Here is a 14,787-nt window from a genome sequence, read left to right on the forward strand (position 1 = left end):
TTTCGTTGCAAAGACTTTCACCTCTGTCATCCCCTGTGTACGGGAGCGGAGCACCGCCTATCCAAAAGTCTAATTGCCCCCTCATGCCAAAGGTATAAGTTGTTACTCAATTATTAAAAGGATGTTTTCACAGGAGTGACAGATGAGCGAGAGCAAGGTCTACCCGGTCAAATCCCATATCAGCAACGGCGCCCTGCTGGACAAGGCAGGTTATGAGGCCATGTACCAGGCCTCCGTTGAAAACCCGGACGCCTTCTGGGGCGAGCAGGGCAAAATCCTCGACTGGATGAAGCCCTATACCAAGGTCAAGAACACCTCCTACGACCCGGGCCACGTCTCCATCAAGTGGTTCGAGGATGGCCAGCTCAACGTCTCGGCCAACTGCCTGGACCGCCACCTGCGCGATCGAGGCGACAAGGTCGCCATCATCTGGGAAGGGGACAACCCGGCAGAAGATCGCAAGCTGACCTATCGCGAGCTGCACGGCGAAGTGTGCAAATTTGCCAACGTGCTCAAGGCACAAGGGGTGCGCAGGGGTGACGTGGTCTGCCTCTACATGCCCATGGTGCCGGAAGCGGCCATCGCCATGCTGGCCTGTACTCGCATCGGGGCCGTGCACAGCATCGTCTTCGGTGGTTTCTCGCCGGAAGCGCTGGCCGGTCGCATCATAGATTCGGGTTCGCACATCGTCATCACCGCCGACGAGGGGCTGCGTGGCGGGCGTGCCGTGCCGCTCAAGAAGAATGTGGACGAAGCGCTCACCAACCCGGAAACCCAGGTCAACAAGGTGATCGTGCTCAAGCGTACCGGCGGCGATGTCGCCTGGCACAGCCATCGCGATGTGTGGTGGCACGAAGCCACCGCCACCGTCAGCAGCGACTGCCCGCCCGAGGCGATGAACGCCGAAGACCCGCTGTTCATCCTCTACACCTCCGGTTCAACCGGCAAGCCCAAAGGGGTGCTGCACACCACTGGCGGCTACCTGGTCTATGCCACCCTCACCTTCAAGTACGTGTTCGACTACCACGAAGAGGACATCTACTGGTGTACCGCCGACGTGGGCTGGGTTACCGGTCACTCCTATCTGGTCTATGGCCCGCTTGCCAACGGTGCCACCACCATCATGTTCGAAGGGGTGCCCAACTACCCGGCCAGCAACCGCATGAGTCAGGTGGTGGACAAGCATCAGGTCACCATCCTCTACACAGCCCCCACCGCCATCCGCGCCCTGATGGCCAAGGGCAACGAGGCAGTCGAGGGTACTTCCCGTTCGAGCCTGCGCATCATGGGATCCGTGGGTGAACCCATCAACCCGGAAGCTTGGGAGTGGTACTACCGCACCATAGGCGACGAGCGCTGCCCCATCGTCGACACTTGGTGGCAGACCGAGACCGGCGGCATCCTGATCACTCCGCTTCCCGGCGTCACCGACCTGAAACCCGGCTCCGCCACCCGTCCCTTCTTCGGGGTACAACCGGCGCTGGTCGATAACATGGGCGAACCGCTGGAGGGGGCCACCGAGGGCAACCTGGTGATCACCGACTCCTGGCCGGGTCAGATGCGCACCGTGTTTGGCGATCACGAGCGCTTCGAGCAGACCTACTTCTCCACCTTCCCGGGTCGCTACTTCACCGGCGACGGAGCTCGTCGCGACGCCGACGGCTACTACTGGATCACCGGTCGGGTGGATGATGTACTGAACGTCTCCGGCCACCGCATGGGTACCGCCGAGATCGAATCGGCCCTGGTGGCCCATCCCAAGATTGCCGAGGCGGCCGTGGTCGGCGTGCCCCACGAGATCAAGGGTCAGGGTATCTATGCCTACGTCACCCTGATCGCCGGGGAAGAACCGAGCCGCGAGCTGCACAAAGAGGTCAAGGAGTGGGTACGTAAAGAGATCGGCGCCATCGCCACTCCGGACGTCATCCACTGGGCCGAGGGGCTACCCAAGACCCGCTCCGGCAAGATCATGCGCCGCATCCTTCGCAAGATTGCCACCGGCGAGACCGACAGCCTGGGAGACATCTCCACCCTGGCGGATCCGGGTGTGGTAGACAAGCTGATCCGCGAGAAGTCGGAAGCCGCCTGATCGAGCCCCGTTTTACCGATGAACAAAGCCGACCCTGGGTCGGCTTTGTTGTTTCTGCGGAGCCGGAATCGGCACCCTGCGCAGATGGTGGACGGGGCAGATAAACGAGCAAAAAATAGGCAGATGTAGAGATTAGACCAGTAAAATGCTGTTAATTTTCACGAAATCAATATAATTGCGAAATCTGTGTGCCAGGGCACACCCATTTGCGCAGAAAATGGCTAGATTTCTGGTAGTCCGCAAGATAGCTGACAGATAGCAGCAATATCATCGAGGATGTACTCAATATGTCGCAAAATCACCGAATCCTTCTGCTTAACGGACCAAACCTGAATCTGCTGGGCAAACGGGAGCCGGGTATCTACGGCAGCAAGACGCTCGATGAGATCGTCGCCGATCTGGCGCACAGCGCCAGTGAACTCGGCGTCAGCCTGGAACACCTGCAATCCAACGCCGAACACGAGCTGGTCGGCCGCATTCATCAGGCCATGGGCCAGGTGGATTTTATCATCATCAACCCGGCCGCCTTCACCCACACCAGTGTCGCCATCCGCGATGCCCTGCTGGGTGTGGCCATCCCCTTTATCGAGGTGCACCTGTCAAATGTTCATGCCAGGGAGCCCTTCCGTCATCACTCCTACCTCTCCGATGTCGCCAAGGGCGTCATCTGCGGGCTGGGAGCCGATGGCTATCAATTCGCTTTAACCGCGGCCGTGCACCACCTGCGCGCGGCTTGATAATCACTTATCTGATAAAGAAGAAAGAGAATGCTAATGGATATCCGCAAAATCAAGAAGCTGATTGAACTGGTTGAAGAGTCCGGCATCGCCGAACTGGAGATCTCCGAAGGTGAAGAATCCGTTCGCATCAGCCGCAACTTCTCCGGTCAGGTGACTGCCGCCCCGCAGATGATCATGCCGCAAGCTGCTCCGGTTGCTGCGCCTGTTGCCGCTGCACCGGCTGCTGCGCCGGCCGCCGCCGATGCCGCCCCGAGCGGTCACCTGATGCGCTCCCCCATGGTTGGCTCCTTCTACCGCTCCTCCAGCCCGGAAGCCAAGCCGTTCGTGGAAGTGGGCCAGCACGTCAATGTCGGCGATACCCTGTGCATCGTCGAAGCCATGAAAATGATGAACCAAATCGAATCTGACAAGGCCGGTGTGATCAAAGCGATCCTGGTTGAAAATGGTCAGGCCGTCGAATTCGACGAGCCGCTGTTCATCATCGAATAAGGGAAATCGCCACCCATGTTGGACAAAGTAGTCATCGCCAACCGCGGTGAAATTGCCCTGCGGATCCTGCGCGCTTGCAAAGAGCTCGGGATCAAGACAGTGGCCGTTCACTCCACCGCCGACCGGGAGCTCAAGCATGTGCTGCTGGCCGACGAATCCATCTGTATCGGCAAGCCGGCCAGTACCGACTCCTACCTCAACGTGCCGGCCATCATCGCCGCCGCCGAGGTAACCGGTGCCGTGGCCATCCACCCGGGTTACGGCTTCCTCTCCGAGAACGCCGATTTTGCCGAAGTGGTCGAAAAGTCCGGCTTCATCTTCATCGGCCCGCGTGCCGAGACCATCCGCCTGATGGGTGACAAGGTCTCCGCCATCGAGGCGATGAAGAAGGCGGGCGTCCCCTGTGTACCGGGCTCCGACGGTCCGGTCGACAACGACGCCAAGCACAACGCCGCCATCGCCAAGCGCATCGGCTATCCGGTGATCATCAAGGCCGCCGGTGGCGGTGGTGGTCGCGGCATGCGCGTGGTGCGCAGCGAAGCCGAGCTGGCTTCCGCCATCGCGCTGACCAAATCCGAAGCGGGCCAGTTCTTCAAGAACGACATGGTCTACATGGAGAAGTACCTGGAGAACCCGCGTCACATCGAGATCCAGGTGCTGGCTGACGGCCAGGGCAACGCCATCTATCTGGGCGAGCGTGACTGCTCCATGCAACGTCGCCACCAGAAAGTGGTGGAAGAGGCACCGGCACCGGGCATCACTTCCGAGATGCGAAAGTTCATCGGCGAGCGCTGCGTGCGCGCCTGTATCGAAATCGGCTACCGCGGTGCGGGTACTTTCGAGTTCCTGTACGAAAACGGCGAGTTCTATTTCATCGAGATGAACACCCGTATCCAGGTTGAGCACCCGGTTACCGAAATGGTCACCGGCGTGGATCTCATCAAGGAGCAGCTGCGCATCGCCGCCGGCCAGCCCCTGTCGATCACCCAGCAGGACATCCGCATCCGTGGTCATGCCATCGAGTGCCGGATCAATGCCGAGGATCCGGCCACCTTCATGCCCTCGCCGGGTCTGGTGCAGCGTTTCCACGCGCCGGGCGGTCTGGGTGTGCGCTGGGATTCCCACATCTATGCGGGCTACAAGGTACCGCCCCACTACGATTCGATGATCGGCAAGCTGATCTGCTACGGCGAGAATCGTGACATCGCCATCGCCCGCATGCGCCACGCGCTGGACGAGCTGGTGGTCGAGGGGATCAAGACCAACGTGCCGCTGCAAAAAGAGATCATGAAGGACGAAAACTTCCAGCACGGTGGGACCAACATCCACTACCTGCACAAGAAGCTGGGTCTGTAAGACTCGCGTCCGCGGATCTTCTGCTGAAAAAGGGCCATGGCGACATGGCCCTTTTTTGTTATCCTTGCGCCCCTCGAAATTGTCGGAGGCCAAGGTGAACCGTTTCGCTCTCGCCCGCCGGGAAGCAGTCTTCTGCCTGCTGCTGACCCTGCTCTACTTCTTTGCCTGGTATGGCACCGCCTACTTTATTCCGCCGCAGCTTGAGCTGTGGGGGCTGCCGCTCTGGTTCCTGCTCAGCTGCATGCTGATGCCGCTGCTGTTCATCCTGCTCTGCACCCTGATGGTGAACCGCTTGTTCGTGGAGATCCCCCTCGATCCCGAGCCGCTCCAGCCCAAGGAGTCTTCCCATGAATCTTGAGTTGATGCTGCCGCTCTTCATCTATCTGGTGCTGGTGCTGGGGGTTGGCTTTTGGGCCAGCCGCCATCGCGCCGCCGGCAACTTCGTTCAGGAGTACTTCATCGGCAACCGCAGCATGGGCGGCCTGGTGCTGGCCATGACGCTGGTAGCCACCTATACGTCGGCCTCGTCCTTTATCGGCGGCCCCGGCGCCGCCTACAAGATTGGTCTTGGCTGGGTCTTGCTGGCGATGATCCAGCTGCCCACCGTCTGGCTCACCCTGGGGGTACTTGGCAAAAAGTTCGCCATCATAGCCCGCCGGGTCAATGCGGTGACCATCAACGACATGCTGTGGGCCCGCTACCAGAGCCGGGCCGTGGTGTTCCTGGGCTCGGTGACCATCATCCTCGCCTTTATCGCCACCATGGTGGTGCAGTTCATCGGCGGGGCCCGCCTGCTGGAGACCGCCACCGGCCTCTCCTACCAGCAGGGGCTGTTCCTGTTTGCCGGCTGCGTGCTGCTCTACACCATCATCGGCGGCTTTCGCGCCGTGGTGATGACCGATGCCCTGCAGGGGATCATCATGCTGATCGGCACCGGTGCCCTGCTGGCGGGGATCCTGATCGCGGGGGATGGTTTGCCCAACCTCATCCACCAGCTCAAGGCGATCGATCCCAAACTGGTAAGCCCGCAGGGGGCCGGCGACATGCTGACCCAGCCCTTCATGCTGAGCTTCTGGATCCTGGTCTGCATCGGGGTCGTGGGGCTGCCCCACTCGGCCCTGCGCTGCTTTGGCTATCGCGACAGCAAGGCGCTTCATCGCGGCATCCTGATCGGCACTGTGGTGAGCGCCCTCTTGATGTTCGGCATGCACCTGGCCGGGGCCCTCGGCCGCGCTATCCTGCCCGGCATGGATAGTCCGGACAAGATCATGCCCTCTCTCATGATGGAGGTGCTGCCCCCCTGGCTGGCCGGGGTCTTCCTGGCGGCGCCCATGGCGGCCATCATGTCGACCATCGACTCCCAGCTGATCCAGGCTTCGGCCACCCTGGTGAAAGATCTCTACCTCAACTATCTCAATCCGAAGCAGGAGAAGCTGGAGGTACGCATTCCTCGCCTCTCCCTGCTCTGCACCCTGATCCTCGGCACTCTGGTGCTGCTGGCGGCGCTGCAGCCCCCCGAGATGATCATCTGGCTCAACCTGCTCGCCTTCGGCGGCCTGCAGGCGGTATTCCTCTGGCCCCTGGTGCTCGGCCTCTACTGGCCGCGGGCCAACGGTCGCGGCGCCCTGGCCAGCATGATCTGCGGCATTCTGTGCTACTGCATCCTGAGCCAGTGGGGGATCAAGCTGGCTGGCCTGCATGCCATCGTGCCCAGCCTGACTCTCGGTTTGTTTGCCTTCGTGGTGGTGAGCCTGCTCAGTGCTCCGCCTTCGCGGGAAGTGCGGGAGTTGTTCGAGTAAAAATTGAGTAAAAAATGAATTAGGGGTTCCGAAACTATCCCCAAATGGGTGTTTTACGGGTAAACTGTGCGCCGAGTCACAAAATAATGGCGTCGTATGCCCGTAAAAGACACCCGACAAGTCGTTACCCAAGCCCTGCAGCGGCTTGGTTATGCCCTGCTGCTGCCCGTCTCCATCTTGCCGGTGGCGGCCCTGGTCTATCGACTCGGGCAACCCGATGCGCTGGACATGGCCGTGCTCTCCCTCACCGGTCAGGCAATCTTCAGCCAGATGCCACTCATCTACGCAGTGGCCATCGCCTTTGGCCTGAGCCGGCAGGGGGAAGGCACCCAGGCGCTGGCCGGGGCGGTCAACTTCCTGCTGCTCAGCACCGCCTTCAACACCCTGGCCCCGAATCTTCATGCAGACATGATCTGCGGCCTGCTGGCGGGACTGACCACCGCCATCATCTATCCCTGGGTCCGTCAGCAACAAACACGGCCTGGCTGGCTTCGCTTCGCCCGGGGTGAATTCCCCAGCCTGCTCTGCTCGGCGCTGGCCTGCCTGCTTATCGCCCTGCCACTGTCACTCTTGTGGCCACCACTGGAACGTGGCCTCACCCTGCTCACCTCCGAGCTGCTCACCACGCCACTCGGGGCCTTCTGTTACGGCACCCTCAACCGGCTGCTGATCCCGCTCGGCCTGCATCAGGTGCTGGGCAGCGTCATCGGCCTTGGCGAAAGCAACCTGCAGGCACTGGCCAGTGCCCAGCCGCTGCACGAAGGGTATGTGGCGGGCCTCTATCCCATCATTATGTTCGGTCTACCGGGTGCCTGTTTCGCCATCTGGCTCCATCGCCAGCGGATGCGGCGGCTGCCGCAGGGTGGCCTGCTGCTCACCCTGGCGCTCACCTCGGCGCTGGTGGGGATCACCGAACCCATCGAGTTTCTGTTTGCCTTCACCGCCCCCTGGCTGTTTCTGGCCCACGCCCTGATGACCGGGCTGTCGCTGGCAGTGTGCAGCAGCCTCGGTATCAAGGTGGGCAGTTACTTCTCCGCCGGCCTGCTGGATCTGGTGCTGAGCTATCAGACGGGCGAACACAGCTTCTGGCTGATCCCGGTCGGCATCCTGTTCTTCGTCGCCTATACCCTGCTGTTTTACCAGTTGCTGGAACGCTCCCCCCTCAGCATGCCGAGCAAACCCATCGCCAGGGAACACTCACGGCTGGCGAGCGTGGCCCCCTCCGATCCCCAGATGTTGGCGATCCAGTACCTCAAGGTGCTGGGAGGCATGGACAACCTGCAGGCCATGAGCGTCTGCCTGACCCGCCTCAGCCTGCGGGTGCGCGACATCGAGTTGGTGGATCAGTCCCGCTTTCTCGAGCTCGGTTGCCTCTCCTGGATCCAGCTCAACGATCATCAACTGGTGCTGGTGCTGGGCCCCAGCGCCAACCTGATAGAGGGGCAGATCCGCATGATGGCCGAACGCCAGTCCGTGCCCATCGGCCTCAAGCCCAATCAGGAGTCGGCCAGCCAGAGCGGCTGGTAGCCTCAGGCAAACGGCAGGCGCTCGGCCACAAAATCCATCAGGCTGCGCAGGGCGGGAGCCAGGTGCTCCCGGCTCGGGTAGATGAGGTAAAACGGATTAGTGGGAATGGGGATCATGGGCAGGATCTTCTGCAATTTCCCGCTGGCCAGCCCGCTCTCGCAAACATGCTGCGGCAACAGGGCGATTCCCCCGTCATGAAGCGCCAGCTCCCGCAGCGCCAGCAGGCTGTTGCTGGCACAAGCCCCCTGCGGTCGCCAGCCCCCCTCCTGCAACGGCCACACCGGAAGAGCGGTGTGAACCAGACAGACATGGTGCGCCAGCTCGGCCAGCCGCTGCGGCATGCCGTGGCGCGCCAGATAACCGGGAGAGGCCACCAGATAACGGGCCACCTCGCCGATGCGCCGGCAGATGAGGCTGGAATCCTTTAGCGGCGCAGCCCGCAGCGCCAGATCGTACCCCTCCCCCACCAGATCCAGCTGCTCGTCACTCAGGGTCAGCTCCAGCACCACCTCGGGATAGAGGGCGCGAAACTCGGCCAGGATAGGGCCAAGCAGCAAGGTGCCGGTCGCCTCGGGCGCAGTGATCCGCACCCGGCCGGCGGGAGCGCTGCGAAGCCGCGCCATCGCCAGATTGGCGCTGCGGGCCAGGGTCAGCAATCCGCGGCAGTGTTCTACATAGATCTCACCCTGAGGGGTCAGGCTGAGCCTGCGGGTGGTGCGCTGAAGCAACCGCACCCCAAGCTGTGACTCAAGCCGCGAGATCTTCTGGCTCACCGAGGACTTTGGCATGCCGAGCAGCTCGGCCGCCCGGGTAAAGCTGCCCTGCTCCACCACGGTGGCAAACAGCCCCATCAATTCCAGTTCGACATTGTTCATATATTCAAACAGTCTTTACCAATTACCCATCTTAATCCGAATAATCAGACAGACTAGAGTGGCTGGCAATCCCCCTCCAACCGATTTGAAAGGAACTGCCATGAAAGCCATCGCCCTGACTCACTACCTGCCAAGCGATCACCCCCACTGCTTCATCGAGGCCAATCTGCCCGCCCCGACGCCGGGCCCACGCGACCTGCTGGTGCGAGTCAACGCCACCTCCGTCAACCCGGTCGACACCAAGGTGCGCGCCCCCAAGGAGAAGGTAGAGAGCAGCCCCCGCGTGCTGGGTTGGGATGCCGTGGGCGACGTCGTTGCCGTCGGCAGCGAGGTGACCTTGTTCAAGGCGGGCGACCGCGTTTGGTATGCCGGTGACATCAGCCGCCCCGGCAGCAACAGCGCTCTGCAACTGGTGGATGAACGCATCGCCGCCCTCGCCCCTACCACTCTGAGCGACGTAGCGGCCGCCGCCCTGCCACTGACCGCCATCACCGCCTGGGAGGCCCTGTTCGAGCGCCTTGGCCTCACTCGCGAGAGCACAGGCCGGCTGCTCATCATCGGCGGTGCTGGCGGAGTGGGTTCCATCGCCATTCAGCTGGCCCGCCAGCTCACCGGCATGGAAGTGATCACTACCGCCTCCCGCCCCGAGACTCGCGACTGGTGCCAGCAGATGGGGGCCCATCAGGTGGTGAATCATCATAGCCTGTCATCGGATCTAGCCGACCTTGGCATCGACCAGGTGGACGCCATCTTCTGTACCAATGCCACCGAGCAGCACTGGCAAGCCATGGCAGATCTCATTCGCCCGTTCGGTCACATCTGTACCATCGCCGAATCGAAAGATCCCTGGGATCTCTCCCTGCTCAAGAGCAAGAGCGCCACCTTCAGCCAGGAGTTCATGTTTACCCGCTCCCTGTTCCAGACCCCGGACATGATCGAGCAGCACAGGCTGCTGCAACAGGTTGCCACCCTGGTGGATCAGGGCGTGCTGAAGAGCACCCTGACCCACACGCTGCCCGAACTGACACCGGCCGCCCTGGCCCGGGCCCATGCCGAGCTGGAAGCCGGCCGCATGATGGGCAAGCTGGTGATCGATATGAGCGGCTTCTAGTCCCTTGGAGGTAAAAAACGCACCAAGCTGGGGTATTTTCACCAACGGCAAGCCCCATCAAGGCACAGGGCCGGTCGGTTGTCCGGCAATCAGGCGCGACATGATTGAAGAGATGACATAAAAAAGGGGCCATTCCGTCGGAATGGCCCTAAATACCTGAACATTGGGGTAACAATCACACACACATCCTTTGCAGGACAGATTGGCTTTTGCAGCTTGTGTGCCAATACGCCGTTTATTGCAGACTTTCCCCTCTCTCCGACTATTCAAAGTCCCATGCCACTCTCACGCCATCGGTTTGAAACAAAAAAAGCCACCCGAAGGTGGCCAAGCAATGACGGAACTTTCCTAGAGCAAAGCATTCAGCGGGAACAGGTTGCTTCCCGTCACCCATTGGGGAATACATTAACCATGCCAACTTGGCAAAGTTGCCTTGCTCCACCACCCCCCATGGGCAAACCACGACAGCAAAGCCCCATGATGGTAGAATCCCGCGGTTTCACATTTATGAAGAGTCGACGCCATGCCCTGGATACAAATTCGAATCAACGCCACTGCCAAGACCGCAGACAAGGTGAGCAACATGCTGCTGGGGCGTGGTGCCCAGGCGGTGACCTTTATGGATGCCAAGGATGTGCCCGTCTATGAACCCATGCCCGGCGAAACCCCGCTGTGGGGCGAGACCGAGGTGATGGGTCTGTTCGACGCCGAAACCGATCCGGCCCCCACCATCGCCTTCTTCCAGCAGATCTTCGGCGAGAACGTCGGCTACAAGGTCGAGCAGCTGGAAGACAAGGACTGGGTACGCGAGTGGATGGATCACTTCCACCCCATGCAGTTTGGCGAGAGGCTGTGGATCTGCCCGAGCTGGCGCGATGTGCCGGACCCCGAGGCGGTCAATGTCATGCTGGATCCGGGTCTGGCGTTCGGTACCGGTACCCACCCCACCACGGCCCTCTGCCTGCAGTGGCTGGACGGGCTGGATCTGGCCGGCAAAACCGTGGTCGATTTCGGTTGTGGCTCCGGCATTCTCGGCATCGCCGCCCTGAAACTCGGCGCCGCCCGGGTGATCGGCATCGACATCGATCCGCAGGCCATCCAGGCCAGCCGTGACAACGCGATGCGCAACGGCGTCGCCGACCAGATCGAGCTCTATCTGCCCGCCGAGCAACCGGAAGGGCTGCTGGCCGACGTGGTGGTCGCCAACATCCTGGCCGGCCCGCTACGTGAGCTGGCGCCGCTGATCGCCGGTCTGGGCAAGCCGGGCAGCCTGATGGCCCTCTCCGGCGTGCTGGAGAGCCAGGCCCCCGAGCTGGAGACTATCTACGGTCAGTGGTTCGAGATGGATCCGACCGCAGTGAAAGAGGAGTGGTGCCGCCTATCCGGCCGCAAACACGGCTGATAGCGAAAAGGCAGCATGACGACGACAAGGGCACCTTCGGGTGCCCTTGTTCTATTTGCTCGCCTGCTCGCCCCCGTTTATCCACTCGCAATGCTGCTTCACACACCAGGACCAGGGAAAAACTTCATCGCGCAGATGGCGTGGAGAGTGGCGGATATCAGGCCATGAGAATTGCCAGAACACGGCTGAAAACACCATAAAAATAAAGCCCAATGTCACGAGGACGTTGGGCTGTTTAAAAAGGTGCTACGGAATTGCGACTCTCATCGCAGAAAAATTAGAAGGGATGCCCTTCTAAACTGGCAGGGGGATATTAATGGATGCGCAAACGTTTTACATAGCTAAATACTCCAGGATTGAGAGGCGTATCTCACTATTTAAAAAATTCCCTGCTACGGCCCGTCATCCCGATCTGCCCCCATTTATTTTCAGTGGCCACTCTGGTTACTATCCGAAGTTTGCCAAAAAAAGCCCTGATGGATCAGGGCTTTGTCCGAGACTATCGAAGCAGAGTCAGCGACTCAGAAACGGCGGACATACTCGCCGAGGGGTAATTCACGCAGCTTGCGCGCCTCCAGCATGGGAGTGCCGAGATAGAGGAAGCCCACCAGCTGATCCTCTGCCCCCAGCCCCAATCCCTGGTTGATCTGCTCATCGAAGATGAACCAGCCGGAGCGCCAGATGCCGTTGAATCCCTGCGCCTGAGCCGCCATCTGCATCGCCATCAGGGCGCAACCGGCGGAGAGCTCCTGCTCCAGTTTCGGTACCTTGGGGTGTTCCTGATAACGGGTCGCGACGGCAACTACCAGCGGGGCCCGCAGCGGCGCCTCCTGACACTTCCTGATGCTCTCGTCATCTTCACCCCGGCGGCGGGCAGCCTCTCCCAGCAGGGTACCGAGCCGCTCGCGCCCTTCCCCTTCAAACAGGATGAACTGCCAGGGGGTCAGGGTACCGTGATCCGGCGCCCGCAGCCCGGCCTTGAGAATATTGTCGAGCACCTCGCCAGCGGGAGCCGGCTCGGCCAGACGGCCACAGGAGTGGCGATTGAGCAACAGGGTAAGGGCATCCATGGGCAGTTCCTTGTCTGGGGCTATGATGGCGCTACCTTAGCACAGCGCCGAATGAAGAAAACCCCTGAGGCTCAGGGGTTTATGACATGACCAAAGTGCCTGGTACCTAGATGACGGCAGCCAGCTCCGCCCCCTGACGGATCGCCCGCTTGGCGTCGAGCTCCGCCGCCACATCGGCGCCGCCTATGATGTGCACCGGTTTGCCGGCAGCCTGCAGGCCGACTTGCAGCTCCTTGAGCGGCTCCTGCCCGGCACAGATGATCACCTGATCCACCGGCAGGCACTGCTGCTTGTCGCCCACCTGGATATGGAGACCCTCGTCGTCGATACGCAGGTACTGCACCCCGGAGAGCATCTGCACCTTGCGGTTCTTCAAGACGGTGCGGTGGATCCAGCCGGTGGTCTTGCCAAGGCCGTCACCCACCTTGCTCTCCTTGCGCTGGAGCAGCCAGATCTGGCGCTCGGGAGCGTCGATCTCGGGTGCCGTCAGGCCACCACGCCCGGCAAGCTGCCGGTCGATGCCCCACTCCTTGAGCCAGTGGTCACGACGAAGATCCCCGTCCCCGTGGGATGACTGCGCCACCCTTTTCTCCACCAGGTACTCGGCCACGTCGAAGCCGATGCCGCCGGCACCGATCACCGCCACCTTCTCGCCCACCGGCTTGTGATCGCGCAGCACGTCCAGGTAGCTCAACACCTTGGGATGCTCGATGCCAGGAATATTGGGGGTACGCGGGCGAATGCCGGTGGCGAGGATCACCTCGTCAAAGCCGCCGCCCAAGAGGCTTTCGGCGCTCTGGCGCTGGCCGAGATAAAGCTCGACGCCGCACTTCTCCAGCCGTTTGGCAAAATAACGCAGGGTCTCATGAAACTCCTCCTTGCCCGGGATCTGCTTGGCGAAGTTGAACTGGCCGCCTATCTCGCTCGCCTGATCGAACAGGCTCACCTGATGGCCGCGCTCGGCGGCGTAGCAGGCAAACGCGAGTCCGGCCGGACCGGCCCCCACCACCGCCAGCTTCTTGGGCTGGGGCACCCGGCCGAAAGTGAGCTCGGTCTCGAAGCAGGCGCGCGGATTGACCAGGCAGGAGGCGCGCTTCTGCTTGAAGATGTGGTCGAGGCAGGCCTGGTTGCAGGCGATGCAGGTGTTGATCTCGTCAGCTCTGTCTTCGGCGACCTTGATGACGAACTCGGGGTCGGCCAGGAAGGGGCGCGCCATGGAGACCATATCCGCGTCCCCCTGCGCCAATATGCGCTCGGCTACCTCCGGGGTGTTGATGCGATTGGTAGTGATAAGCGGCACCTTGAGGTGTTTTTTCAGCTCTGCCGTCACCCAGCTGAAGGCGCCGCGCGGCACGCTGGTGGCGATGGTGGGAATGCGCGCCTCGTGCCAGCCGATGCCGGTGTTGATCAGGGTCACCCCCACCTGCTCCAGCGCCTTGCCAAGGGCGATCACCTCTTCCAGGGTCGAGCCCTGCTCCACCAGATCCAGCATGGAGAGACGGAAGATAATGATGAAATCCGGGCCGACCCGCTCGCGGATGGCACGCACTATCTCCACCGGGAAACGCATCCGGTTTTCGCTGCTGCCACCCCAGCCATCGGTACGCTTGTTGGTGCGCTCGCAGATGAACTGGTTGATGAGATAGCCTTCCGACCCCATCACCTCGACCCCGTCATAACCTGCCGCCCTGGCGAGCGCGGCGGTGGCGGCGAAGTCGCGGATGGTGCCGCGGATCTGCCGCTCGCTCATGGCGCGCGGCTTGAACGGGGAGATGGGAGCCTTGAGGGCACTCGGTGCCAGGCTGAAGGGGTGATAGGCGTAACGGCCGGCATGGAGGATCTGCAGCGCTATCTTGCCCCCCTCCTGATGGACCGCCCGGGTCACCTTCTTGTGTTTGGCAACCTGCCAGGGAAAGCTCAGCTGGGAACCGTGAGGCACCAGGCGCCCACGCAGGTTGGGGGCGATACCGCCGGTCACGATGAGGCCGACCCCGCCACGGGCGCGTTCGCCATAGAAGGCGGCCAGCTTGTCAAAGCCCCCTTTCTCCTCTTCGAGGCCGGTGTGCATCGAACCCATCAATACCCTGTTGCGCAATTGGGTAAAGCCGAGATCGAGCGGGGTCAGCAGGGTTGGATAACGACTCACAGGGCCTCCAGTTAATTTTTTGTTATCAATGTGGAGCTAGAGTAAAGAATCGAAAATTCTTTTTCAAACAAATGTTTGGACAATTTTTCAGCGCACAGCCGTGTCCTGAATCCCGGGCGCCGGATCCACCAGCCGGAAATGGCAATTTCGCCCCCAACTGGTTAATAATGGCCCCTCCTCCCC

12 protein-coding genes are annotated in these 14,787 nt (G+C 61.4%); 9 read left to right on the forward strand and 3 right to left on the reverse strand.

Annotated elements, in window-relative coordinates; all coding sequences use genetic code 11:
* Nucleotides 1-142 precede the first annotated feature (142 nt).
* The 7 genes from acs (at nt 143) to LA321_RS02240 (ending at nt 8,000) form a co-directional block, all read left to right on the forward strand.
* Nucleotides 143-2,089 (forward strand): acetate--CoA ligase, encoded by a 1,947-nt coding sequence (gene acs / locus LA321_RS02210; RefSeq protein ID WP_042028138.1) that lies wholly within the window; start codon nt 143-145, stop codon nt 2,087-2,089.
* A gap of 287 nt (nt 2,090-2,376) precedes the next feature.
* The gene (aroQ, locus tag LA321_RS02215) at nt 2,377-2,826 is read left to right on the forward strand and encodes a type II 3-dehydroquinate dehydratase (protein ID WP_026457432.1); all 450 of its coding nucleotides are present in this window, start codon (nt 2,377-2,379) and stop codon (nt 2,824-2,826) included.
* A 36-nt stretch (nt 2,827-2,862) separates the two neighbouring features.
* On the forward strand, nt 2,863-3,318 hold the full coding sequence (gene accB / locus LA321_RS02220; protein ID WP_026457431.1) for an acetyl-CoA carboxylase biotin carboxyl carrier protein: 456 nt from the start codon (nt 2,863-2,865) through the stop codon (nt 3,316-3,318).
* 15 nt (nt 3,319-3,333) lie between these two features.
* Complete coding sequence (gene accC / locus LA321_RS02225; RefSeq protein ID WP_042073312.1) at nt 3,334-4,674, forward strand: acetyl-CoA carboxylase biotin carboxylase subunit; 1,341 nt, start codon at nt 3,334-3,336, stop codon at nt 4,672-4,674.
* Nucleotides 4,675-4,768: 94 nt separating this feature from the next.
* Complete coding sequence (locus LA321_RS02230; protein ID WP_042073384.1) at nt 4,769-5,032, forward strand: YhdT family protein; 264 nt, start codon at nt 4,769-4,771, stop codon at nt 5,030-5,032.
* Nucleotides 5,022-6,473, forward strand: a complete 1,452-nt coding sequence (gene panF / locus LA321_RS02235; RefSeq protein ID WP_042073314.1) for a sodium/pantothenate symporter — start codon at nt 5,022-5,024, stop codon at nt 6,471-6,473. The genes LA321_RS02230 and panF overlap by 11 nt, the downstream gene beginning before the upstream one ends.
* A 96-nt stretch (nt 6,474-6,569) precedes the next feature.
* The gene (locus LA321_RS02240) at nt 6,570-8,000 is read left to right on the forward strand and encodes a PTS transporter subunit EIIC (protein WP_042028143.1); all 1,431 of its coding nucleotides are present in this window, start codon (nt 6,570-6,572) and stop codon (nt 7,998-8,000) included.
* A gap of 2 nt (nt 8,001-8,002) precedes the next feature.
* Here the strand turns inward: LA321_RS02240 and LA321_RS02245 are convergent, their stop codons facing one another.
* Nucleotides 8,003-8,875: a LysR family transcriptional regulator gene (locus LA321_RS02245; protein ID WP_042073315.1), complete on the reverse strand. Its 873-nt coding sequence runs from the start codon at nt 8,873-8,875 to the stop codon at nt 8,003-8,005.
* 100 nt (nt 8,876-8,975) lie between these two features.
* Here LA321_RS02245 and LA321_RS02250 point away from each other — a divergent pair, with 100 nt between their 5' ends.
* Together LA321_RS02250 and prmA are read left to right on the forward strand one after the other, a co-directional pair.
* Nucleotides 8,976-9,986 carry a zinc-binding alcohol dehydrogenase family protein gene (locus LA321_RS02250; RefSeq protein ID WP_042073317.1) on the forward strand — a complete coding sequence of 337 codons (1,011 nt, stop codon included), beginning with the start codon at nt 8,976-8,978 and terminating at the stop codon, nt 9,984-9,986.
* A 523-nt stretch (nt 9,987-10,509) separates the two neighbouring features.
* Nucleotides 10,510-11,388, forward strand: a complete 879-nt coding sequence (prmA, locus tag LA321_RS02255; protein WP_042028149.1) for a 50S ribosomal protein L11 methyltransferase — start codon at nt 10,510-10,512, stop codon at nt 11,386-11,388.
* A 521-nt stretch (nt 11,389-11,909) separates the two neighbouring features.
* On the opposite strand, the gene LA321_RS02260 is transcribed toward prmA, so the two are convergent.
* Together LA321_RS02260 and LA321_RS02265 are read right to left on the reverse strand one after the other, a co-directional pair.
* Nucleotides 11,910-12,458: an NAD(P)H nitroreductase gene (locus tag LA321_RS02260; protein WP_042073319.1), complete on the reverse strand. Its 549-nt coding sequence runs from the start codon at nt 12,456-12,458 to the stop codon at nt 11,910-11,912.
* A 106-nt stretch (nt 12,459-12,564) separates the two neighbouring features.
* Complete coding sequence (locus LA321_RS02265) at nt 12,565-14,604, reverse strand: NADPH-dependent 2,4-dienoyl-CoA reductase (RefSeq protein WP_042073320.1); 2,040 nt, start codon at nt 14,602-14,604, stop codon at nt 12,565-12,567.
* Nucleotides 14,605-14,787 lie beyond the last annotated feature (183 nt).

It is taken from the genome of Aeromonas enteropelogenes, assembly GCF_020097295.1.
Classification (GTDB): Bacteria; Pseudomonadota; Gammaproteobacteria; order Enterobacterales; family Aeromonadaceae; genus Aeromonas; species Aeromonas enteropelogenes.

What these genes read in the sequence shown, in the direction of transcription:
- acs (WP_042028138.1), top strand. Translation starts at nt 143, where the DNA reads ATGAGCGAGAGCAAGGTCTACCCGGTCAAATCCCATATCAGCAACGGC.
- aroQ (WP_026457432.1), top strand. Translation starts at nt 2,377, where the DNA reads ATGTCGCAAAATCACCGAATCCTTCTGCTTAACGGACCAAACCTGAAT.
- accB (WP_026457431.1), top strand. Translation starts at nt 2,863, where the DNA reads ATGGATATCCGCAAAATCAAGAAGCTGATTGAACTGGTTGAAGAGTCC.
- accC (WP_042073312.1), top strand. Translation starts at nt 3,334, where the DNA reads ATGTTGGACAAAGTAGTCATCGCCAACCGCGGTGAAATTGCCCTGCGG.
- panF (WP_042073314.1), top strand. Translation starts at nt 5,022, where the DNA reads ATGAATCTTGAGTTGATGCTGCCGCTCTTCATCTATCTGGTGCTGGTG.
- LA321_RS02240 (WP_042028143.1), top strand. Translation starts at nt 6,570, where the DNA reads ATGCCCGTAAAAGACACCCGACAAGTCGTTACCCAAGCCCTGCAGCGG.
- LA321_RS02245 (WP_042073315.1), bottom strand. Translation starts at nt 8,875, where the DNA reads ATGAACAATGTCGAACTGGAATTGATGGGGCTGTTTGCCACCGTGGTG.
- LA321_RS02250 (WP_042073317.1), top strand. Translation starts at nt 8,976, where the DNA reads ATGAAAGCCATCGCCCTGACTCACTACCTGCCAAGCGATCACCCCCAC.
- prmA (WP_042028149.1), top strand. Translation starts at nt 10,510, where the DNA reads ATGCCCTGGATACAAATTCGAATCAACGCCACTGCCAAGACCGCAGAC.
- LA321_RS02260 (WP_042073319.1), bottom strand. Translation starts at nt 12,458, where the DNA reads ATGGATGCCCTTACCCTGTTGCTCAATCGCCACTCCTGTGGCCGTCTG.